The sequence below is a fragment of the Intrasporangium zincisolvens genome, from assembly GCF_034724055.1.
Lineage (GTDB): Bacteria > Actinomycetota > Actinomycetes > Actinomycetales > Dermatophilaceae > Monashia > Monashia zincisolvens.
In genome coordinates this window covers 159887-185730 of record NZ_JAWIIL010000009.1, presented here as the reverse complement: position 1 = coordinate 185730, position 25844 = coordinate 159887, and the positions used below count along the sequence as shown (strand labels likewise).

18 protein-coding genes are annotated in these 25844 nt (G+C 71.8%); 11 read left to right on the top strand and 7 right to left on the bottom strand.

From position 1 onward, the window contains the following. Positions 1 to 1373: HNH endonuclease (locus RY076_RS19600; RefSeq protein WP_323100977.1), on the top strand; the 1373-nt coding region annotated here is incomplete at its 5' end. Between the two features lie 54 nt (positions 1374 to 1427). Here the strand turns inward: RY076_RS19600 and RY076_RS19595 are convergent. From RY076_RS19595 to RY076_RS19585, 3 genes are all read right to left on the bottom strand, one after another. Continuing rightward, a complete protein-coding gene (locus RY076_RS19595) occupies positions 1428 to 6794 on the bottom strand; it encodes a PKD domain-containing protein (RefSeq protein WP_323100976.1) in 5367 nt (1788 codons plus the stop codon). A gap of 79 nt (positions 6795 to 6873) precedes the next feature. Continuing rightward, positions 6874 to 8469, bottom strand: a complete 1596-nt coding sequence (locus RY076_RS19590) for a dolichyl-phosphate-mannose--protein mannosyltransferase (protein ID WP_323100975.1) — start codon at positions 8467 to 8469, stop codon at positions 6874 to 6876. A 32-nt stretch (positions 8470 to 8501) separates the two neighbouring features. Further along, the gene (locus RY076_RS19585; protein WP_323100994.1) at positions 8502 to 9278 is read right to left on the bottom strand and encodes a CPBP family intramembrane glutamic endopeptidase; all 777 of its coding nucleotides are present in this window, start codon (positions 9276 to 9278) and stop codon (positions 8502 to 8504) included. Positions 9279 to 9373: 95 nt separating this feature from the next. Between RY076_RS19585 and RY076_RS19580 the strand changes: the two genes are divergently transcribed. The 3 genes from RY076_RS19580 (at position 9374) to RY076_RS19570 (ending at position 13084) form a co-directional block, all read left to right on the top strand. Then, entirely contained in the window at positions 9374 to 10111 is a 738-nt protein-coding gene (locus RY076_RS19580; RefSeq protein WP_323100974.1) for a dienelactone hydrolase family protein, read from the top strand. A gap of 132 nt (positions 10112 to 10243) precedes the next feature. Further along, positions 10244 to 12553, top strand: a complete 2310-nt coding sequence (locus RY076_RS19575) for an immune inhibitor A domain-containing protein (RefSeq protein WP_323100973.1) — start codon at positions 10244 to 10246, stop codon at positions 12551 to 12553. A 147-nt stretch (positions 12554 to 12700) separates the two neighbouring features. After that, a complete protein-coding gene (locus RY076_RS19570; protein WP_323100972.1) occupies positions 12701 to 13084 on the top strand; it encodes a hypothetical protein in 384 nt (127 codons plus the stop codon). A gap of 393 nt (positions 13085 to 13477) precedes the next feature. Here RY076_RS19570 and RY076_RS19565 read toward each other — a convergent pair whose 3' ends face one another. Both RY076_RS19565 and RY076_RS19560 read right to left on the bottom strand, forming a co-directional pair. Then, complete coding sequence (locus RY076_RS19565; protein ID WP_323100971.1) at positions 13478 to 14086, bottom strand: DinB family protein; 609 nt, start codon at positions 14084 to 14086, stop codon at positions 13478 to 13480. A 95-nt stretch (positions 14087 to 14181) separates the two neighbouring features. Then, entirely contained in the window at positions 14182 to 14760 is a 579-nt protein-coding gene (locus RY076_RS19560; RefSeq protein ID WP_323100969.1) for a DinB family protein, read from the bottom strand. 61 nt (positions 14761 to 14821) lie between these two features. On the opposite strand from RY076_RS19560, the gene RY076_RS19555 reads away from it, so the two are divergent. Next, positions 14822 to 15799, top strand: coding sequence for a helix-turn-helix transcriptional regulator (locus RY076_RS19555; RefSeq protein WP_323100967.1), 978 nt, complete (start codon positions 14822 to 14824; stop codon positions 15797 to 15799). Between the two features lie 4 nt (positions 15800 to 15803). Here RY076_RS19555 and ppc read toward each other — a convergent pair whose 3' ends face one another. After that, positions 15804 to 18641 carry a phosphoenolpyruvate carboxylase gene (gene ppc, locus RY076_RS19550; protein ID WP_323100965.1) on the bottom strand — a complete coding sequence of 946 codons (2838 nt, stop codon included), beginning with the start codon at positions 18639 to 18641 and terminating at the stop codon, positions 15804 to 15806. 147 nt (positions 18642 to 18788) lie between these two features. On the opposite strand from ppc, the gene rsmI reads away from it, so the two are divergent. Together rsmI and RY076_RS19540 are read left to right on the top strand one after the other, a co-directional pair. Further along, positions 18789 to 19628, top strand: coding sequence for a 16S rRNA (cytidine(1402)-2'-O)-methyltransferase (gene rsmI, locus RY076_RS19545; protein WP_323100963.1), 840 nt, complete (start codon positions 18789 to 18791; stop codon positions 19626 to 19628). 113 nt (positions 19629 to 19741) lie between these two features. Next, positions 19742 to 20170, top strand: a complete 429-nt coding sequence (locus RY076_RS19540) for an OsmC family peroxiredoxin (protein ID WP_323100961.1) — start codon at positions 19742 to 19744, stop codon at positions 20168 to 20170. Between the two features lie 94 nt (positions 20171 to 20264). Here RY076_RS19540 and RY076_RS19535 read toward each other — a convergent pair whose 3' ends face one another. Beyond that, complete coding sequence (locus RY076_RS19535) at positions 20265 to 20696, bottom strand: SRPBCC family protein (protein WP_323100960.1); 432 nt, start codon at positions 20694 to 20696, stop codon at positions 20265 to 20267. 57 nt (positions 20697 to 20753) lie between these two features. Here RY076_RS19535 and metG point away from each other — a divergent pair, with 57 nt between their 5' ends. The 4 genes from metG to rsmA all read left to right on the top strand — a co-directional run bounded on the left by metG (position 20754) and on the right by rsmA (position 25829). Beyond that, on the top strand, positions 20754 to 22583 hold the full coding sequence (gene metG / locus RY076_RS19530; protein WP_323100958.1) for a methionine--tRNA ligase: 1830 nt from the start codon (positions 20754 to 20756) through the stop codon (positions 22581 to 22583). After that, positions 22580 to 23479, top strand: coding sequence for a TatD family hydrolase (locus RY076_RS19525; RefSeq protein WP_323100957.1), 900 nt, complete (start codon positions 22580 to 22582; stop codon positions 23477 to 23479). The genes metG and RY076_RS19525 overlap by 4 nt, the downstream gene beginning before the upstream one ends. 186 nt (positions 23480 to 23665) lie before the next feature. Next, positions 23666 to 24793 (top strand): ubiquitin-like domain-containing protein, encoded by a 1128-nt coding sequence (locus RY076_RS19520; RefSeq protein WP_323100955.1) that lies wholly within the window; start codon positions 23666 to 23668, stop codon positions 24791 to 24793. 94 nt (positions 24794 to 24887) lie between these two features. Continuing rightward, positions 24888 to 25829 carry a 16S rRNA (adenine(1518)-N(6)/adenine(1519)-N(6))-dimethyltransferase RsmA gene (rsmA, locus tag RY076_RS19515; protein ID WP_323100953.1) on the top strand — a complete coding sequence of 314 codons (942 nt, stop codon included), beginning with the start codon at positions 24888 to 24890 and terminating at the stop codon, positions 25827 to 25829. Positions 25830 to 25844: the final 15 nt, after the last annotated feature.

Sequence of the window (25844 nt, the reverse complement as noted above, 5' to 3'; positions counted from 1 at the left end):
GGGTCGCGGCCGAGGTGGCCCTGGCCAGGCACGAGTCGCCCGCTCGGGGGTCGCGCCTGGCGAACGCGTCGGTGGCGCTGGTGCGCCACCTGCCGCACACCCTGGACGCACTGTCGGCCGGGGCCCTCAACGAGCGGCGTGCCGACCTCGTCGTCCGGGCTACCGGCCACCTCGAACCGGCGGTTCGGTCCAGGGTCGACGCCGAGGTCATCGGGACCCACCTCGATGTCGACGACCCGACGTCCGGGGTGGGCGGTTGGGGCGACCGCGAGCTGGAACGCCGCGTCCGGGCCTGCGCCGACCGGCTCGACGCCGAGGCCGCCGTGCAACGGTGCCGCCTGGCCGAGTCCGAGCGCCGGGTCACGATCCGCCCCGTCCCGGACACGATGGCCCTGGTCACCGCGCTGCTCCCGGTCGCCCAGGCCGTCGCCGTCCACGCCGCCCTGACCCGGGCCGCCCTCGCCGGGAAAGCCGCCGGCGACGCCCGCGGCAAGGGCCAGCTCATGGCCGACACCCTCGTCGAACGCGTCACCGGGCAGGCCACCGCCACTGATGTGCCCGTCGAGGTCCAGCTCGTCATGACCGACCGCGCCCTGCTCGCCGGCGACCACACCCCGGCCCACGTGCCCGGCTACGGCCCCGTCCCCGCCGGCTGGGCCCGCAACCTCCTGGCCGGCGTCACCACCCCCACCCACGGCGAGCCACGCGCCAGCGTCGCGCCCCGCCGCACCGGCGAAGCCGACCAAACCGGCCGGCCCATAGGCCTCGGCAAGGTCGACGGCGCTGGCACGCGCACCCCCGGCACCAGCCCCGGCAACCCCGCCGCCGACACCGACTGCAACCTGGCACGAGGCACACCCGTGAAGGCCTGGGTCCGGCGCCTGTTCACCCACCCCGACACCGGCACCCTCGTGGCCATGGACAGCACCCGACGGCTGTTCCCGGCCGGGCTGCGCCGGTTCGTCATCGCCCGCGACGGCACCTGCCGCACCCCCTGGTGCGACGCACCCGTCGCCCACATCGACCACGTCACCCCGCACGCCGAGGGCGGGGCCACCAGCGCCACCAACGGCCAAGGCCTGTGCGTGCGCTGCAACCTCACCAAGGAACAACCCAGGTGGCACTCCCGCGTCATAAAGCCGGGTCCGGGCCACGCAGATGACCCACCCCACACGGTCGAGATCACCACCCCGACCGGGCACCGCTACACCTCGACCTCACCACCCGTCCTGCCGATGACCGGCCGCCCGGGAAGACGTCGCTCCGCCACGCCCCTGGTCCCAGGCGCACGTGAGACGACGCCGTCGCCACCCAAGATCATCGTCCTCGAGCTCTACCGCACCTCGAGGCACGAGATCGAGCTCGCCGGCTGACCCGCTGCCGTACCGGCCGCCGCGTCGGAGGGGTTTCGACGCGACGGCCGGGGCTCACGGTCGGAAGGTGAGCACCAGTGCCCCCCACGTGCCCGACGTGGTGCCGTCGGCGCGGAAGGTCCCGGTCGAGGTCGGCAGCTGGTAGGCCCGGCCCAGGTTGGTGCTGCCCGTGGCCTGCGGGGTCAGGGCCGTCCAGGCGGAGGTCCACGCCGGGTTGCTCGACGAGGTGATCGAGGCGACCGCCCCGAACACCACCTCACGGGCCGTCCTCGTCGTCTGCGTCGAGCCGGACGAGAAGGACCGGTTCGTGCCCGTGGCCGAAGCGACGCGGTCGACCCGGGTGACCCCGAGCAGGTCGTCGGCCACCATCCGGTAGGTCGTCGCGCTCGGGAACGTCGCCGTGATCCGCGCCCCTGCGGGAAGCGGTGCGGTCGTCAGGGCCGTGAGCACCACGAGACGACCTCCGCTGACGGCCACCGACCGGGCCACCGTGTAGGTGTTGCCGGCGGTGTCGGTGGCGGTGACCGTGCCGTTCGTCGACGTCGACCTCATCTCGAGGGTGACGACGACGAGGTGGTTCTGCTGGACGGTCGTCGTCCCACCGAGCGTGATGACGCCACTGGTGCTCGTCGACGTGGACGACGCGGTGCCGACGGTCCCGACGTAGCCGGGGAGGGGCGCCGACACCGTCACGGTGCGCTGGGCCGTGCCCTTGAGGCCCGAGGTGTTGGTGACCGTGACGGTGACCGTGTAGCTGCCCGCGGTCGGGTAGGTGTGGGTGGCCGTCGGGGTCGCCGAGGCGGCCGTCGTCGTGCCGTCACCCCAGGCGAACCCGTACGTCAGGGCCTGTCCCTGCGGGTCGGTGGAGGCCGACGCGTTGGCCGTGACCGTCACCGGTGCGGTGCCGCTGGACGGCGTCACCGTCAAGGACGCCGTGGGCGCCTGGGGTGCGGTCACCGTCACCTGACGTGACGCCGTCGTGCTCTTGCCGGAGGTGGTTGTGACGGTCACCGTCACCGTCCGGGTGCCGGCGGTCGTGTACGTGTGGGTGGCCGTCGGGGTTGCCGAGGCGGCCGTGGTCGTGCCGTCGCCCCAGGCGAACCCGAAGGTCAGGGCCTGTCCCTGCGGGTCGGTCGAGGCCGACGCGTCGGCCGTGACGGCCAAGGGCGCGAGCCCGCTGGACGGCGTGAGCGTGAGCGAGGCCGCGGGCGGCAGGATCGGCGGTGAGACGGTGACGCCCCGGCTGGCGGTGGCCATGAGGCCCGAGGTGTTCGTCACGGTGACGGTCACCGCGTAGTTGCCGGCCGTCGTGTAGGTGTGGCTGGCGGCCGCCGTCGCCGACGCCGGCACGGTCGTGCCGTCACCGAAGTCGAAGGCGTACGAGAGCGTCTGTCCCTGCGGGTCGCTCGAGGCCGACGCGTCGGCTGTGACGGCGACGGGCGCGGTGCCGCTCGTCGGGGTCACCGACAGGGATGCCGTCGGCGGTTGCACGGGTGGCGGTGGTGCCGCGACCGTGACGGCCTTCTGGGCGGTCGCGGTGAGCCCCGACGTGTTCGCCACCGTCATGGTGACGGTGTAGCTGCCCGGTGTCGGGTACGTGTGGCTCGCCGTGGCGGTCGGCGACGCGGGCACCGCGGTGCCGTCACCGAAGTCGAACGCGAACGAGAGCGTCTGTCCCTGCGGGTCGCTCGAACCCGACGCGTCGGCGGTGACGGCGACGGGCGCGGTACCGCTCGACGGGGTCACCGACAGGGACGCCGTCGGGGGCTGGAGCGGTGGCGGTGGAGCCGACACCGTGACCGACCGCTGGTCGGTCGCCACCAGGCCCGAGGTGTTCGTGACGGTCACGGTGACCGTGTAGCTTCCGGCCGCGGTGAACGTGTGGTTCGCGGTCGCCGTGGCCGATGCGGGCACGGTCGTGCCGTCACCGAAGTCGAACGCGTACGAGAGCGACTGTGCCTGTGGGTCGCTCGAGGCCGACGCGTCAGCCGTCACGTCCAGGGGTGCGGTGCCGCTCGTCGGCGTGACCGCGAGCGTCGCGACCGGCGGCTGCACCGGTGGCGGCGGCGTCGTGACGGACACGGTGCGCGCGGCACTGTTGCTGAGGCCCGACGTGTTGGTGACCGTGACGGTGACCGTGTAGCTGCCGGGAGTCGAGTAGGTGTGGTTCGCCGTCGCGCTGGAGGAGGCCGCGACCGTGGCGCCGTCACCGAAGTCGAACGCGTACGAGAGCGTCTGTCCCTGCGGGTCGCTCGACGCGGACGCGTCGGCCGTCATGGCCAGTGGTGCGTCACCGCTCGCCGGCGTCACCGAGAGCGACGCGGCGGGTGGCTGCACGACCGGAGGTGCCGTGACCGTCTCGGTGGCGGTCGTCGTGGTGCTCAGTCCGCTCGTGTTGCGGACCGTCACCTTCGCCGTGAACGTGCCGACGCCGGTGTAGACGTGCGAGGCCGTCGGCGAGGACTGCGCGGCCACCGTCGTACCGTCACCGAAGTCGAATGCGTACGTCAGGGCCTGGCCCTGCGGGTCGGTCGACGCCGAGGCGTCGGCCGTGACCGACAGCGGCGCGATGCCGTTGCTCGGCGTCATGACGAGGCTCGCGGTCGGGGCCTGGACGGGCGGCGGCGGCGCGGCCACGGCCACCGAGCGGCTCGCGGTCCCGGTGAGGCCGGAGGTGTTCCGGGCGGTCACGGTGACGGTGTACGTGCCGGCCGCGTCGTAGGTGTGGCTCGCGACGGCCGAGGACTGCCCGGTCAGCGTCGTGCCGTCGCCGAAGTCGAACGAGTAGCTGAGGGCCTGGCCCTGCGGGTCGTTCGAGCCGGACGCGTCGGCGCTCACCAGCAGCGGGGCGGTGCCAGACGTCGGCGTCAGCGTCAGGGCCGCGACCGGCGGCTGGACCGGCGGCGGCAGCTCGGGCTGGAACTCGTAGGCGCCGAGGTCGTCGTAGAGTCGCGGACCCGCCGCGAAGGTGTTCGCGACGTTCGGGTCGCGCACGCGCGGGTAGCCGAGGATGTCGGTGGCCTGCACGCCCGGCACGCCGCTGTCGCCGCGGTCGATGGCCGGGGAGCCCTCGCGCAGCGAGAGGTCCCAGGTGCTGGTGTCGGCGAACTTCGGATCGGCCTGGACGCCCGCGGCCTCCTGACCGGAAGCCGTGCGCATCGCCGCGAGGCTCGTGTACGTCGTGCCCCAGGCGTACATGACACCGGTCTTGCTGAGGTACACGAGGTTGTGGTCGACGAGCGTGCTGTTCTGGGCGCCGTCCCACACGCCGATGTTGCCGGCGCGGCGCGCACAGCTGATGCCGGCGTAGGCCGGGTAGACGGCGTTGTCGACGGCGACGTTGTTGGCGATCCGGTAGGTGCCCGACGTCGCTCCCTCGAGGTTGATGCCGCTCGTGCAGTTGCGGAACACTGTGTTGCCGACGATCGTGCCGCCGGTGACGTTGAGGTTGTCGATGCCGTGGTCGCCGTTGTTGTACGTGACGTTGAGGGTCACGAGGTTGTTGTTGGCGCCCGTGTAGAGCTGGATGCCGGTGTCCTCGTTGTCGTGGGTCACGTTGCCGGAGATGACGTTGCCCGGGCTCGTGACGTTGATGCCGTTGGCGTTGCGCTGCCAGCCCTGGGCGTTGAAGCTCGACTGGTTGTTCGTCACGGTGTTGCCCGTCGAGGTGCTCGTGACGTAGATGCCGGTGTCGCTGTTGTGGTTGGTGTTGTTGTCGGCGACGAGGGAGTTGTTCGTCGTGCGGATGCTGATGCCGGGGGCCGTCGCGCTCTGGGCCTGACGACCTGCGTTGGTCACGGTGTTGCCGCGGACGGTGATGTGGTCGCTCTTCGTGACGTAGACGCCGTCGCCCGTCGTGCCCGTGAACGTGAGGTTGGACAGGGTGATGTAGCTCCGCGTCGAGATGTAGGCGCCGTTCGTCACGCCGGTGCCGATGACGGGGTTGCGCCCCGGCCAGCTCGTGATGGTGATGGGGGCGCTGGCCGTGCCCGACGCGGACGGCTTGACCGTCTCCGCGTAGGTGCCGTCGCCGATGTAGAGGGCGTTGCCGGCCTGCAGGCGGCTGACGCCCTTGGTGATGGTGCAGAACGGTGCGCTCGAGGTGCCGTTGCCGGAGTCGCTGCACACCGGGCTCGTCTTGTCGACGTAGAAGTCGGTCGACACCGGCAGCACCGGCGGCGTGCCGATGACGTACTCGTCGATGACGCTGCCCGCCGTGCACGTCATGTCCTCCTTGGAGGCCGACGAGTCGCAGACCGCCTGCAGCTTGAGGCCGGTCGGGCCGACGTCGACACGCAGGTGCGACAGGTGCATGGCCCGGAACGCCGTGCGCGGGTCGGTGCTCGTCCACGGCGTCTCGAGCGAGGACGGCGCCCCCACGGTGACGTGCGTGACGCCCTGGATCGGCTGGAAGCGCTCGTAGTCGTGCGAGTGGCCGTTGATGTTGAGGACGTACTTGCTGTACGTCTGCCCGAAGCCGTCGAGGATCGAGGCGATCCCGGCCTCGCCGGGGTGGTAGCCGGTCGAGTAGGCGGGGCGGTGGCCGTAGGTGACGATGTACTGGATGTTCGGGTCGTCCTGCGCCTGCCGCATCAACGGTCCGGCCTTGGACTGCCAGTCGCTCCAGGCGCCCGTCCACGGCTCCGGGTAGGCGATGAACCGCACGGGCCCGGCGTCGAACCAGCCCCAGTCGTTGCCGCCGGACGAGATGGCCGGCGACCCGGGCGACGCTGCGGCGTGGGGCATGAGGAGGCGCCCCTTGTAGTTGCGCAGGTCGTCCGAGCCGGCGACGTCGTACTCGTGGTTGCCCCACGCGGGCATGTACGCGGCGCGGGTGCTCCACCGCATGACGTCGTCGAAGTGCTGGCTGATCGCCGCCATCGACGTGCCGTTGGCATAGGTGAGGTCGCCGACCATGAGGACGAACGACGGGTCGTCGGCCGTGATGTTGTCGAGCGTCGCGCCGAGCTTGGAGAAGTTGACGGTGTCGCCGACGTCGCCGATGGCGTCGAACCGGAAGGCCGAGGTCGGTGGCGCGTGGAAGGTGTAGTCGGGTCCGCCGCCGATGGAGTAGTGGTAGGTCGTGCCCGGGACGAGGCCGCCGAGCTCGAGCTGCCAGAAGGGGCCGGGGGAGTCCCACGGCGTCCACCCCGGCGCGGAGCCCGTGGCCGTCTGCCCGTAGGAGGTCGTCGTGCCCCACCGGACGTCGTTTGCCGTGCCCTGCCAGTCGATGGCGACCGACGTCGACCCGGTGAAGGTGTAGTGCACCTGGTCGGCCGGGGTGTCGGCCCAGCCCGGTGAGGCCGGCGCCCCGACGAGCAGCGCCAGCGCGGCGACGATCGCCGGCGGCAGGATGCGGGCCAGCCACCGGACGCGTCGGTGCGGGCTACGGGCAGGAGACAGCGGCGACCCCGTGTTCATGGATCGACGCTAGGTACCGTCATCGGCCCGGTCGACCAGCCTGCGGAGTACCGCCGACTACGTCATCGGGTGTAGCCCCTCAGACCCAGCTGGGGAACCACATCCGCGCCTGCCACTCCGACAGCGGGATGACGTCGGCGACGTAGATCGGCAGGAAGAACGCGAAGAGGGCCATCGTCAGCAGGACGAACCCGCCGATGACACCGAGCCCGACGCGTCGACGCGTCACGGACGCCTCGCGCCCACCCATGACCATCCCGAGGACGTAGACGCACGCGAGCACGACCCACGGCACGAAGGCGACCTCGTAGAAGGAGTAGATGGTGCGGTTGCCGAGGAAGAACCACGGCAGGTAGCCGGCGAAGAGGCCGCAGAGGATCGCGCCCGAGCGCCAGTCGCGGCGCAGCGCCCACATGAAGAGCAGGACGAAGATCGCCAGCGTCGCGGTCCACCAGATCGAGACGGTGCCGATCGAGGTGATCGCCTTGCTGCACTGGTCGACGAGGCAGCCCTCGGCGCCCTTCTTCGGCCCCTCGTAGAAGAAGGACGTCGGCCGGCCCTGGATGAGCCAGGACCACGGGTTGGTCTGGTACGGGTGCGAGGACGTGATGGCCTGCGTCGAGGCGTACATCTGCTGGTGGTAGGCCCACAGCGAGCGCCACCAGTCCGGCAGCCAGGCGTAGTGGGTGTCGGGGTTGTTCGCCGCCCACGTGCGGAACGACCCGCCCTGGGTCAGGATCCAGCCGGTCCAGCTGGCCACGTACGTGACGACCGCCGTGCCGACGAGCTGCACGAAGGCGAAGGGCCCGTCCTTGACGAGGGCGCCCGAGGCCCAGCCGCGCACGCCCGCGGTGCGCCGGGCCCCGACGTCCCAGAGGACCGTGAGCAGCCCGAAGGCGACGACGAAGTAGAGGCCCGACCACTTGGTGCCGGCCGAGAGCCCGAGCATGACGCCGGCCACCCACCGCCACGGACGCCAGCCCAGCCACGGCCCGAGCCGCGAGGTGGCCGCGCGTGGCCGGTCGCCGACCTTGCGGGCCAGCACCTCGCGGGCCCGGTCTCGGTCGATGAGCAGGGCCCCGAACGCGGCGAGGCCGAAGAACATGACGAAGATGTCGAGCAGGCCGGTGCGGGAGTGGACGAAGTGGTGGCCCTCGAAGGCGAGCAGGGCGGCGGCGACGGTGCCGAGCAGGTCGGAGCGGAAGAGCCGCCGCGCGATGCGCCCGAGCATGAAGATCGAGATCGTGCCGGCGAGGGCGACCGCGAACCGCCAGCCGAAGGAGTTGAGGATGCCGAACGGCATCTCGCCCCAGCCGATGAGCCACTTGCCGACGGGCGGGTGCACGACGAAGTCGCCCTCGGTGCCGTAGATCATCGGGTCGTTGGCGGTGAAGTGCTGGTCGACCTGGTTGGCCTGCTGCAGCACGTCGTCGTTCTTCATCTCGAACCAGTACAGGGCCATGGACCAGCCCTGCTTGACGTAGTACGTCTCGTCGAAGATGAGCTGGTGCGGCGCCCCGACGTGCCAGAAGCGCATGAAGCCGCCGACGAGGGTGAAGAACAGGGGGCCGGCCCAGCCGAGCCACGCGATGCGCCCGGCGACCCGACGCGTCAGGCGCAGGTCGTCGGCGGGGTCCCCGAGCAGGCGGACGCGCACCTGTCGGGTCGAGTTCATGCGCGCCATCGTATGCAGTGCGCCTGCACGCCTCAGAGGGAGATGCCGCGGGCGCGCAGCAGCGAGTAGCCGAGGAAGGCGACGACGTCGAGGATCGTGTGGCACACGACGAGGGGCATGACGCGTCGGGTGCGCACGAACACGAGCCCGAGGATCAGCCCCATGGCGATGTTGCCGACGAAGCCGCCGAAGCCCTGGTACAGGTGGTAGGAACCGCGGACCAGGGCCGACAGGGCGATGACGAGGGGCCAGGCCCAGCCGGACTGCCGCCAGCGGGTGAAGAGGTAGCCGACCATGACGACCTCCTCGAGCAGCGCGTTGCCGACCGCCGCGAGGACGAGCACCGGCACGGTCCACCAGGCGGCCTCGAGGTTGGCGGCGGAGACGTTCGTGTTGACGCCGAGGGCGCGGGCCAGCAGGTAGACGCCGAGCCCGGGGATCCCGATGACGGCGGCGAGCCCGACGCCGCGGAGCAGGTCGCGGCCGGGCTCGGTGCGGTCGAGCCCGATGAAACGGCCGGCCCGCACCTCGGTGGACGGTCGGCGGACATGGCCGAGCAGGTAGAGGGCGAGCAGCACCGGCACGAGCGGCAGCAGGATGTTGGCCAGCTGGTAGGCGAGGTCGAGCCAGGGCCGGTCGGGCGTCGCGGACTGGTTCATCGCCGTCGTCTGCTGGGACAGCGGTACGGCCCGCGTCAGCTTCTCGACGATCGAGAGCACGGCGTACACGGCCGAGGAGCCGAGACTGACGCCGAGGACGAGGAGCGTCTCGCCGCGCAGCGACCGTCGCACCGCGGGGTCGTCGGCCATCACCGGGTCCCACGGTGAGGGACGCGACAGGAACCGCGCCAGGGCACCGGTGGACGACATGCGGTCACTGTAGTCATCGCGGGTACGTTCGACAGGTGTCGTTGCTCTCCGGCTGGCGGCGCGGCGAGCACGCCGCGGAGGGCTTCGCCTACCCGGTCTACGAGCGGGGCGACGGGCCCGGCATCGTCCTCGTCCACGAGAGCCCGGGCCTGACGCCGGAGGTCATCGAGCTCGGCGACGAGTTGGTCGAGGACGGGTTCACCGTCGCGATGCCGCACCTGTTCGGCTCCTCCCACGCGCGGCCCCGCACGTGGGAGGCCGTGCGCGTCGTGCCGCGGCTCTGCGTCACGCGCGAGTTCACGATGGTCGCCACCGGGCGGACGGCCCCACTCGCGGGCTGGCTGCGCAGCCTCGCGCGCGAGCTGCACGGACGCGTCGGGGGCCCCGGGGTGGGCGCGCTCGGCATGTGCGTCACGGGTGGCTTCGCCCTGGCGATGATGGTCGACCCCGTCGTCGTCGCGCCGGTCGTCGCCCAGCCGGCCACGCCGTTGCCGCTCGGGTCCCGGCGTGCTGCCGACGTCAACCTCGACGCGGCCGACCTCGAGGCCGTTCGCCGCCGCGTGGCTGCGGGCTGCCCGGTGCTCGGCCTGCGCTACCGCGACGACTGGGTCACCGGCACCCGCTTCGACACGCTGCGCCGCGAGCTCGGCGACGGCTTCATGTCCGTCGAGCTCGACGGACACGGCCACTCCACCCTGACCGACCACCGGCACCCGGAGGCGGTCAGTGCCGTGCGCTCCTTCTTCCGTGAGCGGCTCCTCGAAACCCCTTGAACCGGGGGACGATCCGGACACAACCGACACCTTCACCGATCCCCGCACGAACAGCCCCTGTCCGGCCCTACGCTGCCCCTGCGCCGGACATCGCCGGCGGCTCGGGGGAGTCCGTCGTCGAAGGGCTTATCCATGAGGAAGAGAGTTCTGGCGGTCCCGGCAGGGGTGCTTGCGATCGCCCTGACCCTCGGGTCTTACTCCACGGCGGCCTCGGCCGTCACCGCGGCGCCCGGCAAGGGGAACGGCGCGCAGCTGGGCCGGGACAACCCGGCCCACCCGCTCGGCAAGAAGCAGGACTCCTTGCGCACCAAGGGTGTCCAGATGAAGCTGTCGGGCAAGGTCGCGGCCGACGCCAAGGTCGCCAAGGTGGCCGGCGGTCAGTACGTCGAGCTCGCCCGTGAGGGCGAGGACTCGATCTGGACCGTGACGGGGGAGTTCGGCACACCGTCGAGCCCCACCTACGGAGGCCTGCCCGGGCCGATGCACAACCAGATCCCGCAGCCCGACCGGTCGGTCGACAACAGCACCATCTGGGCGCCGGACTTCTCGAGCGACTACTACGAGAAGCTCCTCTTCTCCGACACCGCCGGTGACGTCTCGATGCGCAACTTCTACAAGGAGCAGAGCTCGAACCGGTACACGGTGAACGGCGAGGTGACCGACTGGGTCCAGGTGCCGTTCAACGCCGCGTACTACGGCTCGAACTACTGCGGTGGCATCACCTGCGCCCGCACGTGGCTGTTCGTCCGGGACTCCGTGAACGCTTGGTACGCAAGGGAGGTCGCGAGCGGCAAGACCGACGCTCAGATCGCCCGGGAGCTCGCGAAGTACGACGTCTGGGACCGCTACGACTACGACCACGACGGCAACTTCAACGAGCCCGACGGCTACATCGACCACTTCCAGTCGATCCACGCCGGCGAGGGCGAGGAGACCGGCGGCGGTGCGTACGGCACCGACGCGATCTGGTCGCACCGCTGGTACGCCTTCTACAACAACATCGGCTCGACCGGACCGGACTTCAACAAGGCCGGGGGCGTGCGCATCGGCACCAGCAACCTCTGGATCGGCGACTACACCGTCGAGCCCGAGAACGGCGGCGTCGGCGTCTTCTCGCACGAGTTCGGCCACGACCTCGGCCTGCCTGACCTCTACGACACGTCGGGCAACACCGGCGGCGCGGAGAACTCGACCGGGTTCTGGACCCTCTACTCGTCCGGGTCCTACGGCAGCAGCGGCCGTCCCGAGGACGGCATCGGCAGCGAGCCGATCCCGATGTCGGCCTACGAGAAGATCTTCCTCGGCTGGTCGAACTACACGGTCGTGCCCTACGGCAAGAAGGCCTCGATCAAGCTCGGGCCGGCCTCGGCCAACACCAAGCAGGCGCAGCAGGTCGTCGCGCTGCTGCCCGACAAGGCCGTCACGACCGACATCGGTGCGCCCTATGCGGGCTCGTACTTCTACCACTCGGGGTCGGGCAACGACCTCGACACGACGATGACGAAGTCGGTGACCCTCCCGTCCGGCACGGTCTCGCTGTCGGCCAAGGCGCGCTACGACATCGAGCAGGACTGGGACTACGCCTACCTCACGGTCAACGGCCAGCCGGTGGCGACCAACCTCTCGACGGCGACGGACCCGAACGGGCAGAACTTCGGCAACGGCATCACCGGCTCCAGCGGTGGCCAGTGGGTCGACCTGACGGCCGACCTGTCCGCGTACGCCGGCCAGACGGTGACCCTCGGGTTCCGGTACTGGACGGACGGCGCCGTGGCTCCGGCCGGGTTCGGGGTCGACGACGTGGCCGTGACGGGACAGGCCGTCGACGGTGCCGAGTCCGACACGGGCTGGACGCTGTCCGGCTTCTCGCGCACGACGGGGTCGGTGACGAAGTCCTACTTCAACGCCTACTTCGCCGAGCTGCGCAACTACCAGGGCTACGACCGGGGACTGCGCACGGGGCCGTACAACTTCGGCTTCCTCGACAACCCGAACCTGCAGAACCAGGTCGAGCACTTCCCGTACCAGGACGGCCTGCTCGTCTGGTACTACGACACCTCGTTCGCCGACAACAACGTCGGGGACGCGTGCCTCGCCGGCCGCTGCGGTGGCCTGTACCTGCCGGTCGACGCCCACCCCGGGCTGCTCCTCCGGCCGGACAACGGCAAGGTGTGGCGCCCGCGCATCCAGTCCTACGACTCGACCTTCGGACTCGAGCCGACCGACCGGATCACGTTGCACGCCAACTCGACCGGCCAGACGTACGGCGGCCTCGCGGCCAACCCGCTCTTCGACGACACGAAGAGCTACTGGGTCGCGCCCGACGCATCGACCGGCAACCTCGGCTGGTCGAGCGTCCAGGTGCCCAGGACCGGGACGAAGATCCGGGTCGTGTCGACGTCGGCACAGGGCTCGTTCATGCAGGTTAGCGTCAACCAGTGACGGACTGACGCGTCGCGGCACGTGGGCGGAGGGGCGGACGGCGAGAGCCGGCCGCCCCTCCGTCGGGTGTGGAACGCTGACGGCGCGGCGGGAGATGGGCACGAAATGCGTTGGCCCCGTGGATCATCCACCTCTACCGTCGGTGCGATGACGACCTCTCCTCTGCGCCTGGCCCTCCGCGCACGCCTCACCGCCGCGATGCGCGAACGTGACCGTGGTGCGGTTTCGGCGCTGCGCACGACCCTCGCAGCGCTCGACAACGCCGAGGCCGTCCCGATGTCCGACGTGCCCGGTCTGGTGGCCGGCCCGTCGAGCTCGGAGCACGTGGCCGGCGCCGCGGTCGGGGTGGGCGCAGCCGAGGTGGACCGTCGCGTTCTCGGCGAGGACGACGAGCGCGCCGTCGTCGAGGCGGAGGTCGCCTCGCTGTTCGACGCGGCCCGGCACCGGCGCGGCACCGGTGACGGAGCAGGCGCCGAGGCCGCAGAGGCGGCGGCCCGGCTGCTCGAGGACCTGGCCGCGTCCGCCTCCTGACCCTTGCCGGGCGGTGGGCCCGGTGCGGCCCTGATCCACAGGCGGCGGGGGACAACCTGTGCACATCCGCTCGGAGGTTGTGGACGATGCGGGCTCGGCTGTGGACGACACGCCGCGCGCCTGTGGACGTCGACTTTCTTTGGCGAAAGTGCTTGTGGCGCAGAGCAGGACGGGATAGAAATCTCTCACGCACTCCCCTCGGGGAGAGCGGGACGGGACGGGGACGACGGTCCACACGGTGGGGCAACCCACTGCGACAGCCGGGTGACGAGGCTGGCGGGACCGAGGGAACCGATTCGTCGGCCGGGAGCGTCACCAACGACCGGTCACCCCAGAAGGGCCCTTGGGACTCATACTTCCAAGGGCCCTTCGCCTGTCTCCGACGCGACTCGCTCAGGCCCGGTCGGTCACCGGCGCACGCCACGGCTTGAGCCAGGGCGTCTCCGGCCAGCCCTCTCGCCCCGCGACGAGCTCGTACATCGTCGCGCCGTCGATCGACTCGCGGAGGATGTCGGCGTGCCCCGCGTGCCGGGCCAGCTCCTCGACGAGGTGCATGGCGACCCACCGGACCGACCAGGCGTCGACGTCCTTGGGAAACCACGGCGCGTCGCGGGGCACCGGCACCGCGGCGCCGAGGTCCGCGCTGCGCAGCACCTCCCGGGTGACCTCGCCCTGCGCAGCGAGGGCGGCCAGGAGCGACTCGAGGGTGTCGGCGTCGGTGACCCGGAAGTCGTCGCCCCACGCCTGCGCCTGCTCCTCGACGGACGTCTCGGGCGGCGTCGGGGCGTGCGGGGCCGCGGCCATCCGCTCGGTCCAGCCGCGCTCGCACGTCGTGACGTGCTTGACGAGCCCGCCGATCGACAGCGTGCCGGCGGTGGGGGTCAGGCGGATCTGCTCCTCGGTGAGACCGTACGCGGCGGCGGCGAACGCGTCGCGCTGCTGGTCGAGGTAGGCGATGAGGGCGTCGCGCTCGTCGGCGACGGGTGGGACCTGTGCGGGCATGGGTGGCTCCTTCTCGGTGGGGACGGTCTGGCGCGTCGTGGGGTGGGTCGGTGCAGGCGGTGCAGGCGGTGCAGGCGATGCAGGCGGTGCAGGCTTCAGGCGGTCCGGTGGGCCCAGAGGTCGCGCAGCAGGGCGATCTCGGCGCCGTGGTGGATCAGCTCGCGGTTGATGTGGAGCACCAGCGTGGCCCGGGACGCGTCGGCGAACGGCCCTTCCGCCGGACCGCACGGCTCGGCCAGCCCGTCGGCGCCCCAGCTGCGTACGCCGTCGAACCAGGCGGCGTACGCGCGGTCGAGCTGGGCGAGCGCCTCGCCGGCGGTCGCGGCGTAGTCGAAGGTGAAGTAGTCGGCCTCGGGAGCGCCGAAGTGGTTGTGGGCGCGCGCGCCGAGGACCCCGACGATGACGTGGGCCAGCCGCCAGGCGATGGTCGTCACCGGCGTGGGCTCGGGGGCGGGGTAGGCCCAGTCGATGGTCATCTCGCCGGTGCCGCCCTGGATCTCGGTGCTGCCCTCACCGCGGCGGTGCACGTTCCACGCGCCGGGAACCGGCTCCCAGAGGTACTCCGCGTCGGTGAGCCCCTCGAGTCGCGCTCGCAGCTGGTGCTGCCAGTGCCAGTCGGCCTGCTCGACGAGGGTCTCGTTCCAGTCGATGGTGGTCTGCGTCGTCGGTGTCATGCGTCGATCGTGGCAGGCATATAGGACAGAAACTGTCCGCAGTGGGTGCGACACTGGCGGCGTGTCCACGTCGAGCGACGGTCCCGGCCCCACGGCCCGCGTGCTGCGGCTGCTCGACCTGCTCCAGAGCCGACCGGTGTGGAGCGGCACCGAGCTGGCCGAGCGCCTCGGCGTCACGACCCGCAGCGTGCGGCGCGACGTCGACCGGCTCCGCGAGCTCGGCTACCCCGTCAACGCGGCGCACGGTTCGGGCGGGGGCTACCAGCTCGGCGCCGGTCGACGGCTGCCGCCCCTGCTGCTCGACGACGACGAGGCCGTGGCCATCGCCGTCTGCCTGCGCCTCGCGGCCGGCGGCACCGTCGAGGGTCTCGGCGAGGCCGCGGTGCGCACCCTGGCCAAGCTCGACCAGGTGCTGCCGGCGCGGCTGCGCGCGCAGGTCGAGGCCATCCACGAGGCGACCGTGACGCTCGACGGCAGCACGTCACCCGTCGACGCGTCGACCCTCCTCGTCCTCGCGCGGGCGTGCCGCGAGACCGAGCGGGTCACCTTCGCCTACGACGGGCCGCGCGGCGCGGGCGAGCGCCGCGTCGAGCCCTACCGCCTCGTCGCGACCGGCCGCCGCTGGTACCTGCTCGCCTACGACCTCGACCGGCAGGACTGGCGCACCTTCCGGCTCGACCGGATCAGCGGGGCCGAGTCGCGCGGCTGGCGCTTCCGGCCGCGCGCGGACGCCCCCGACGCCGCCGAGCACGTGCGTCGGTCGATCTCGCGCGACGCCTACGACCACGTCTGCCGCGTCCGCATCCACGCGCCGAAGTCCGAGGTGGACCAGCAGGTCCCGCCCTCGGTCGGAACGGTGACGGCCGACGGGCCGTCGCACTGCATCTTCGAGGCGGGCGGCAACCACCTCGGCTGGATGGCGATGCACCTCGGCGTGCTCCCTTGGGAGATGACGGTGCTCGACCCTCCGGAGCTGCGCGACATCATGCGCGCGCAGGCCGAACGCCTGCTGCGCGCCGCGAGCGCCGAGCCCGCCTGACGCGTCAGCCGGTGTTGCGCAGGCCCGCCGCGATGCCGTTGATGGTCAGCAGCAGCGCGCGTTGGACGTCCTCGTCGGGCTCGACGTCGTCGGGCACTGCCCGCGACCGCGCGAGCAGCGAGGTCTGGAGCGCGTGCAGGGGAGCGAGGTAGCTGTCGCGCAGCGCCAGCGTGCGGCGCAGCACCGGCGCCGACTCGAGGAGCTCCTCCTGCTCGGTGACGCGCAGCACCTCCTCGACGGTGCGGGCGTGCTCCTCGCGGATCGTGTCGAAGATCCCCGCGACCTCGCCGGGCACGAGGGCCCGCACGTAGCCGGCGGCGATGTCGAGGTCGGTCTTGGCCAGCGTCATCTGGACGTTGGACAGGAAGGTGCGGAAGAAGGCCCACGATCCGTACATCTCGCGCAGCGTCTTCTCCCGGCCGTCCTCGCGGGCGGCGGCCAGGCCCGAACCGACCCCGAACCAGCCGGGCAGGATGATCCGCGACTGCGTCCAGCCGAAGACCCACGGGATGGCGCGAAGGTCCTCGAGGCCGCCCTCGCCACCGGGGCGCTTCGACGGTCGCGAGCCGATGTTCATCTTGCCGAGCTCGTCGACCGGCGTCGCCGACACGAAGAACGGCACGAGCCCGGGGTCGCGCACCAGCGCGCGGTAGGCGTCCTGCCCGCGGCCGGCGACGAGGTCCATCGTGGCGTTCCAGCCGTCGAGGACGTCCTTGGGCAGCAGCGAGCGCCGGTGCAGGGCCGACGCCTCGAGCACCGCGGCGAGCGCCACCTCGAGGTTGAACCGGGCCAGGCCCGGCAGCGTGTACTTGTCGCTGATGACCTCGCCCTGCTCGGTGATCTTGATCGGGCCGTCGAGGCTGCCGTAGGGCTGGGACAGGATCGCCTCGCCGGTGGGGCCGCCGCCGCGACCGACCGAGCCGCCGCGTCCGTGGAAGAGCCGGAGCACGACACCGTGGCGTCGGGCGACGTCGCGCAGTGCCCGCTGCGCGCGGTGGATCTGCCACTGCGACGCGGCGATTCCCGCGTCCTTGGACGAGTCGGAGTAGCCGAGCATGATCTCCTGCACGTCGCCGCGCGCGGCCACGACGCGTCGATAGGACGCGTCGGACAGCAGCGCGTCGAGCAGCGGCCCGGCGGCCTCGAGCTCGGCGACGGTCTCGAAGAGCGGGGCGAAACCGATGCGCGCCGTCGCGGCTGCGGTGTCGCTGCCGGTGTCGACGAGGCCCGCCTCGCGGGCGAGGACGACGACGGCGAAGAGGTCGTCGACGTCGTGGGTCATCGACACGATGTAGGTCTCGATGCACTCGTCGCCGTACGTGTCGAGCGCGCGGCCGATCGCGGACATGAGCGACAGCGACGCCGTCGCGGCCTCGCCGAGGTCGTGCGCCCCGGTGCCGGTGAGCGGGCGGCGCGAGGCCATCTCGCGGGAGAGCACCTCGATGCGCTCGGCGTGGTCGAGCGTGCCGTAGGGCGTGTCGAGCTCGCCGAGGCGGTCGTACAGCTCGGCGAGCGCGGCGTGGTGCTTGGCGCTGTGCTCGCGCACGTCGAGGGTGGCCAGGCCCGTACCGGTCGCGACGGCCGCCCGGACGAGCCGCAGGATGGCGCCGTCGGCGGTCAGCGCGTCGCCGCCGGCGAGCATCGACTCGCGGATGAGGACGAGGTCGGCGAGCAGCTCGTCGAACGTCGCGTAGTCGCGGCCCGGCTCGTGAGCGGTGCCGTGGGCGAGGCGGTCACGGGTGCGCAGCAGGCGCACCCGGACGAAGCTGAGCTTGAGCCGGTAGGGCTCCTCGGCGTTGAGCCGCCGCACGGTGTCGTAGGTGACCGGCAGGGCCTTGGCGTCGCGCTCGAGGCTCTCGCGCAGGGCGTCGGTGACCTCGACGAACCGTGTCGAGCTCGACAGCTCGTGGAGCATGTGGTCGAGCTTCTCGACGAGCTCGCTCAGGCCGGCGTCGTGCTGCAGGCCGATGACCTCGAGGGTGACCTCGGGCGTGACGTTGGGGTTGCCGTCGCGGTCGCCGCCGGCCCAGGCGCCGAAGCGCAGCGGCCGCGCCGACGCCGGCAGCTCGACGCCGATGCCGGCCAGGGTGCGGTCGAGCTCGGCGAGCAGGTCGGGCACGACCTGGCCGGCGAGGAACCGGAGGGTGTGCATCGCGGTGCGGGCCTCGTCAGTCGGCTCGGGCCGCACGATCCGCAGCTCGTCGGTCTGCCACAGCATGTCGACGAGCTCGGCGAGGCGGCGCTCGGTGCGCGGGCCCTCGGTGGCCGGGCGGCGCGGGTCCTCGAGCTCGGTGACGGTGACCGCGATCCGACGCATGAGGTTGAGGACGGTGCGCCGCGTCGCCTCGGTCGGGTGGGCCGTGAAGACGGGGCGGTACTCGAGGCGGGCGAGCACGTCGTCGAGCTGCTCGCGCTCGAGGCTGCCGGCGTCGAGCGCCTCGCCGATGCGCCGGACCGTCGCGGCCAGCGGGCCCTCGTCGACGGCGCTCAGCTCCTGCCAGCGGTGCAGCTGCTCGGTGACGTTGACGAGCTGGAAGTAGGCGGTGAAGGCGCGCGCCAGCACGACGGCGGTCGAGGCGTCGACGCCCTCGAGCACCGCGCGCAGCTCGTCGTCCTCGGGCTGGCGGGCCAGACCGCGGACCTGCTCGACGAGGGCGAGCAGCTCGGGGCCCTCGTGGCGGGTCAGCGCCTCGCCGAGGAGCGTGCCGAGCTGGCGCACCGACCCCCGGAGCGCGGCGTGCTGCTGCGCCGAGGAGACACCGGCGGCGAACGTCGCGACGTTCGGCTCCCGTCGGTCGGCCTCGAGGAGCTGCTCGGTGGTGGCCCGGTCCTGGGTGCTCATGCGTCAGTGGTACCGCGAAGACGTTTCCGAAGCGTTACCGGTCCACGATGGGGGACAGAATCTGGACACTCTGTCCGGCATCCGGACAGCCGGCCGGACGTGTCGACGTCCACGCGGCGGGCGCGGTGACCCTGCGAGGATGGCGCCATGAGCACCGGCACCCTCGGCACCCTCGTTCTCGCGGCCACCCCCATCGGCGACCCGCGCGACGCCGCGCCCCGCCTCGCGGCCGAGCTCGCCGACGCCGACGTCGTGGCCGCCGAGGACACCCGACGCCTGCGGCGCCTGCTCACCGACCTCGACGTCACCCCGCGCGGTGCCGTCCTCAGCTACCACGAGCACAACGAGGCGCGCCGCACGCCCGAGCTCGTCGAGCGGCTCGTCGCCGGCGAGCGCGTCGTCGTCGTCACCGACGCCGGGATGCCCTCGGTCAGCGACCCCGGCTACCGCCTCGTCGCCGCGTCGGTCGAGGCCGGCGTCCGCGTCACGTGCGTGCCCGGCCCGAGCGCCGTCCTCATGGCGCTCGCGGTGTCGGGCCTGCCCGTCGACCGGTTCTGCTTCGACGGGTTCCTGCCGCGCAAGCCGGGGGAGCGGGCCCGCGCCCTGGCCGAGGTCGCCGACGAGCGGCGCACCATGGTCTTCTTCGAAGCCCCGCACCGGCTGGCCGACGCGCTCGCCTCGATGCGCGACGCGTTCGGCGCCGACCGGCAGGCCGCCGTGTGCCGCGAGCTGACGAAGACCTACGAGGAGGTCCGACGCGGCAGCCTCGCCGAGCTCGTCGACTGGGCGGCCGACGGCGTCAAGGGCGAGATCACCGTCGTCGTCGCCGGTGCGCCGCGCCGCGTCGCGTCGCTCGACGACGCCGTCGAGCAGGTGCGCCGACGCGTCGGGCAGGGTGAGCGGCTCAAGGACGCGGCCGGCGCCGTGGCCGCCGAGAGCGGGCTGTCGAAGAAGGCGCTCTACGACGCCGCCGTCGCCCGGGGGTGACTGCGAGAGGGTAGGGGTGGAACAGGGCGGCGTCACACGACGTTGCCGACGACAGTGGCCGGCGCCGACCGCCGGCCCGGTATGTCACCGAAGACACGAGGCAAGGAGCTGGGATGGCTACGATCCGCAACGCGTCCGCGCACTGGGAGGGTTCGCTCATGGAGGGGGCCGGCCAGGTCACCTTCGAGTCGTCGAACCTCGGCACCCACGAGGTCACGTGGGCCTCGCGTGCCGAGCAGCCGGGCGGTCGCACGAGTCCGGAGGAGCTCATCGCCGCCGCGCACTCGACGTGCTTCTCGATGGCCCTGTCGAACGGCCTCGCGCAGGCCGGCACGCCACCGGAGACCATCGACACCAAGGCCGCCGTCACCTTCCAGCCCGGTACCGGCATCACCGGCATCGTGCTCACGGTCACCGGCAAGGTCCCGGGCCTGACCGCCGCCCAGTTCGAGGAGGCCGCCCAGGCCGCCAAGGAGGGCTGCCCGGTCAGCCAGGCGCTCAAGGCCGTGCCGATCAGCCTCGAGGTCAGCTTCACCGAGTGACGCGTCGGCCCCGGCCGACCGCAGACACGCACGAACCGGCGTCCTCCTGGATGGAGGACGCCGGTTCGTCGGTGTCACAACGCTTCTCGACGCGTCAGCTGTCCTCGGCGGTCGACTTGAGCTTCTCGAGCATCGAGAGCCAGAACTGCGAGAACTGCTCGGCCTGCTCGGCGGAGTCGTTGCCGTCCTGCTCGAGCACCACGGTGGTCGGGCCGTCGCCCTCGCCCTCGAGGGTGTAGGTCACCGTGTGGTAGTTCTCCGGCCGGTCCTCCTGTCCCATGAGCGGGCTGTAGTGCGTCATGGAGAGCCGCCTCGGCTCGTCGACCTCGAGCACCTCTCCCTTGTCCTCGTAGGGGCGGCCGTCCATCTCGCCCGCCCACGTGACGGGTCCGCCGACCGACCAGTCGGTCGTCAGGGTCGTCCCGACCATCCACTCCTTGACCCGCTGCGGGTCGGTCAGGGTCTGCCACGTCCTCTCGGGGGACGCGTCGACCACCACCTGCGCCTGTGCCACGTGTCCAGTCATGCCTCCGTCATACCCGCCGGGCGCGTCCGAGTCCGCCGGGTGCCTAGGATTCACCGCATGAGTCATGTCCTGTCAGCCGTCGCCTGGCCGTACACCAACGGCCCGCGCCACATCGGCCACGTGGCCGGTTTCGGCGTGCCCTCCGACGTCTTCAGCAGGTACATGCGGATGGCGGGTCACGAGGTCCTCATGGTCTCGGGCACCGACGAGCACGGCACGCCGATCCTCGTGCTCGCCGAGGAGGAGGGCCTGACGCCGCAGGAGCTCGTCGACAAGTACAACGCCGTCATCGCCCAGGACCTCACCGACCTCGGCCTGTCCTACGACCTCTTCACCCGCACCACGACGCGCAACCACTACGCCGTCGTGCAGGAGCTGTTCCGCCAGGTCCACGCCAACGGCTACATGATCGAGCAGACGAGCAAGGGCGCGATCAGCCCCTCGACCGGCCGCACCCTGCCCGACCGCTACATCGAGGGCACCTGCCCCATATGCGGGTTCCCGGACGCGCGCGGCGACCAGTGCGACAACTGCGGCAACCAGCTCGACGCCGACGAGCTCATCGACCCGCGCAGCAAGATCAACGGCGAGACTCCCGAGTTCGTCGAGACCCAGCACTTCTTCCTCGACCTGCCGGCGCTCGCCGACGCGCTCGGCGAGTGGCTCGACGAGCGCGAGGCCTCCGGGCGCTGGCGGCCCAACGTCATCAAGTTCAGCAAGAACCTCCTCAAGGACGTTCGCCCACGCGCCATGACGCGCGACATCGACTGGGGCATCCCGGTGCCGCTGCCGGGGTGGGAGGACAACCCGAACAAGCGCCTCTACGTGTGGTTCGACGCCGTCATCGGCTACCTCTCCGCGTCGATCGAGTGGGCCCGTCGGCTCGGGCCCGGCCACGAGGAGCGGTGGCGTGACTGGTGGAACGAGCCCGACGCCCTCTCGTACTACTTCCAGGGCAAGGACAACATCACCTTCCACAGCCAGATCTGGCCGGCCGAGCTGCTCGGCTACGCCGGCAAGGGCGACAAGGGCGGCGAGCCCGGGCCGTACGGCGTGCTCGACCTGCCGACCGAGGTCGTCGCGAGCGAGTACCTCACCCTCGAGGGCCGGCAGTTCTCGACGAGCCGCAAGCACGTCATCTACGTCCAGGACATCGTCGCCCGCTACGGCCCCGACCCGATCCGCTACTTCATCTGCGCGGCCGGTCCGGAGAACCAGGACGCCGACTTCAGCTGGGCCGAGTTCGTCCAGCGCAACAACAGCGAGCTCGTCGCGGGCTGGGGCAACCTCGTCAACCGCACCGCGGCCATGATCGCCAAGAGCTTCGGGCAGATCCCCGACCCGGGCCTGCTCGAGCCGGTCGACGAGGAGCTGCTCGAGGCCGTCCGCGGTGGGTTCGCCACGGTCGGGGCCTCGCTCGAGCGGCACCGCCAGAAGGCGGCGCTCGGCGAGGTGATGCGCCTCGTCGGCGAGGCCAACGCCTACGTCTCGCGCACGGAGCCGTTCAAGCTCAAGGGCGAGGACGAGCGCGAGCGGCTCGCCACCGTGCTCCACACGCTCGTCCAGGCGGTGAGCGACCTCAACACGCTCATCTCCCCGTTCCTGCCCCACGCGGCCAACCGCGTCCACACCGTGCTCGGCGGCGCCGGCGACTTCATGCCGATGCCGCGGCTCGAGGTCGTCGAGGACCTCGACGACGACAGCCGCTCCTACCCGGTCATCACGGGGGAGTACTCCACGACGCCGCGCTGGGAGTCGCGCCCGGTCGTCGTCGGCACCCCGATCGCCAAGCCGACGGGCGTCTTCGTCAAGCTCGACCCCGAGGCCGTCATCGAGGCCGAGCGCGGCCGCCTCGGCGGCACGACCCCCGCCACGCCCGACGCATGAGCCCGCACTCCTCGGGGCACCGCGGCCTGCCGGATCGGCCCGACCCTCTGCCGATCGACGTCGTCGACAACCACGTGCACCTCGACATCACGCGCGAGGGTGACGAGCCGTTCGACGTCGCGGAGGCGGTGGCCCGGGCCCGGCAGGTCGGCGTGACGCGGATGGTGCAGGTCGGCTGCGACCTCGACGGCATCGCCTTCACCATTGAGGCCATTGACCGCCACCCCGAGCTGCTCGGCGGAATCGCCTTGCACCCCAACGAGGTTCCGCGTCTGGCAGCCGCCGGCCGGCTCGAGGAGGCGTACGCGGAGGTCGAGCGACTCGCCACGCACGAGCGGGTCCGCGTCATCGGCGAGACCGGCCTCGACTACTTCCGCACCGGGCCCGAGGGCGTCGCGGTGCAGCAGGACGGCTTCCGCTGGCACATCGACCTCGCCAAGCGCACCGGCCGGGCCCTGCAGATCCACGACCGCGACGCCCACGACGACGTCCTGCGCATCCTCGAGGAGGAGGGCGCCCCCGAGCACACGGTGCTGCACTGCTTCTCCGGCGACGCCACGATGGCCCAGCGCTGCGTCGAGCGCGGCTACCTCCTCTCCTTCGCCGGCACCGTGACCTTCAAGAACGCCCGCGGGCTGCGCGACGCGCTCGCCGCCACGCCGCTGTCGAACCTCCTCGTCGAGACCGACGCGCCCTACCTCGCGCCGAGCCCGCACCGCGGCGCGACCAACGCCTCCTACCTCGTGCCGGTGACCCTGCGGGCCATGGCCGGCGTGCTCAACGTCGACGTGCCGACGCTGTGCCGCGCGGTGTCCGAGAACAGCGAGCGCGTCTACGGATCGTGGGCCCGCAGCGACGCCGACGAGGCCTCGGCCAAAACGGGGCAGAACGCCTAGCGCAGCCCGCGACGAACCGCTCGGCGACTGACGGCGTCGTTACCGAAACTTGACCTGACGGGCCCCCGTCGGTCACTGTTGACGACTGTTGGCCGGCTGCAGCCCCGCATCGACCTCGTCCCGACGACGTGAAGAGGAGCCTTTCGAGAGCGCGTTGCACCCGGGTCGTTCGACGTTCGGAGTGTTTTGGTTTCGCGCAATCTCAAGGTCCTCGCCGTTGCCGGCGCCGCCGTCGTCCTCACCGGTGGTGCGGTCGGAGCGGCCCAGCTCGACAAGTCCGTGACCCTCTCGGTCGACGGAAAGACCTCTTCAGCCCACGTGTTCGGCAGCACCGTCGGTGACCTCCTCGACTCCCAGGGCATCAGCACCAAGCCCGGCGACGTCGTCGTCCCCGCCGCCGACAGCCCCCTCAACGACGGACAGTCGGTCACCGTCCGCTACAGCCGTCTGCTGACCCTCACCATCGACGGCAAGCAGCGCCAGATCCGCACCACCGAGAACACGGTCGACGGTGCGCTGCTCGCCCTCGGCGTCCGCAGCGACGGCGCCCGCATCTCGGTGTCGCGCTCGCAGACCATCGGCCGCCAGGGCCTGTCCCTGACGATCGTCACGCCGAAGGCCGTCACGGTCTCCGCCGACGGTCACACCACGACCAAGACCGTGGCCGCCGCCACGGTCGGCGAGGCCCTCAAGCAGCTGGGCGTCAACCTCGGCAAGGCCGACCGCGTCACACCGTCGGCCACGTCGCTGCTGGCCCCCGGCGCGAGGGTCCGCGTCCAGCGCGTGCAGCAGAAGTCGGCCACCGTCACCGAGGCCATCGCCCACGGCACGACGAAGAAGAAGTCCTCGAGCCTGTACACCGACCAGACCAAGGTCTCGCAGGCCGGCAGCGACGGCACCCGCGTCGTCACCGTCCAGCGCACCGTCGTCGACGGCAAGGTCGTCGCGACCAAGCGTCTGTCCGCCAAGGTCACCAAGGCCCCCGTCGACCGCATCCTGCTCGTCGGCACGAAGGCCCGTCCCGCGGCGTCCACCGGCGGCGGTGGCTCGACCGGCGGCTCCGGCGGCTCGATCAACCTGGCCCGCGCCGCGATGTGGGACTCGATCGCCCAGTGCGAGTCGAGCGGCAACTGGCACATCAACACCGGCAACGGCTACTACGGCGGTCTGCAGTTCCTGACCTCCACGTGGCTGGCCTACGGCGGCGGCGACTTCGCCTCGCGCGCCGACCTCGCCTCGCGCGAGCAGCAGATCACGGTCGCCAACCGCGTGTACGCCGACAACGGCACCTCGCAGTGGCAGTGCAAGGCCTGAGCTGACCCCGCTGCGTGACCGGACGCCCACCCGACCTCCCCAGGTCGGGTGGGCGTCCGCGTTCCCGGGTCCCGCGGGCCATAGGGTGAGGTCCATGGCGAAGAAGGACGCGACGGGGAGCGCGCACGCCGAGCCCGCCGAGCCCGTCGCACCGGTGGACGACGCGGCCCTGCTCGGCCCGGCCCAGGTGCGCGAGCTCGCCGAGCGGCTCGAGGTCAGGCCCACCAAGCAGTGGGGGCAGAACTTCGTCGTCGACGCCAACACGGTGCGCAAGATCGTGCGCGTCGCCGGTGTCGGACCGGACGACGTCGTCGTCGAGGTCGGGCCGGGACTCGGCTCGCTGACCCTGGCGCTGCTGCCCGTCGTGCGGCACGTCACCGCGGTCGAGGTCGACCCCCGGCTCGCCGGCGCGCTCGAGGAGACCGTGGCGCGCCTGCAGCCGCAGAACGCCGACAAGCTGCGGCTCGTGGCCGCCGACGCCCTGACGGTGACCAAGCTGCCCAAGCCGCAGCCGACGGCCCTCGTCGCCAACCTGCCCTACAACATCTCCGTACCGGTCGTCCTCTCCTTCCTCCAGCACTTCCCGACCCTCGAACGGGTCCTCGTCATGGTCCAGCTCGAGGTGGCCGAGCGACTCGCGGCCCGGCCCGGCGGCAAGATCTATGGCATCCCGAGCCTCAAGGCCGCGTGGTACGCCGACGTCGAGCTCGCCGGACGCGTCGGGCGCAACGTCTTCTGGCCCGCCCCCAACGTCGACTCGGGGCTCGTGTCGCTGCGGCGTCGCACCCCGCCGGAGACCACGGCGACGCGCGAGGAGGTGTTCCGGTGCATCGACGCCGCGTTCCTCCAGCGTCGCAAGGCCCTGCGCGGCGCCCTCGCGTCGTGGGCCGGCTCACCCGCGCTCGCCGAGGAGGCCCTGCGCGCGGCCGGCATCGACCCGAGGACCCGTGGCGAGCAGCTCGACATCGCGGCCTTCGCGCGGATCGCGGCGGCCAAGCCGCAGGTTGAGCAGCCGGCCACGGGCGGCCCCGCGTGACCCCTAGGGTGGGCG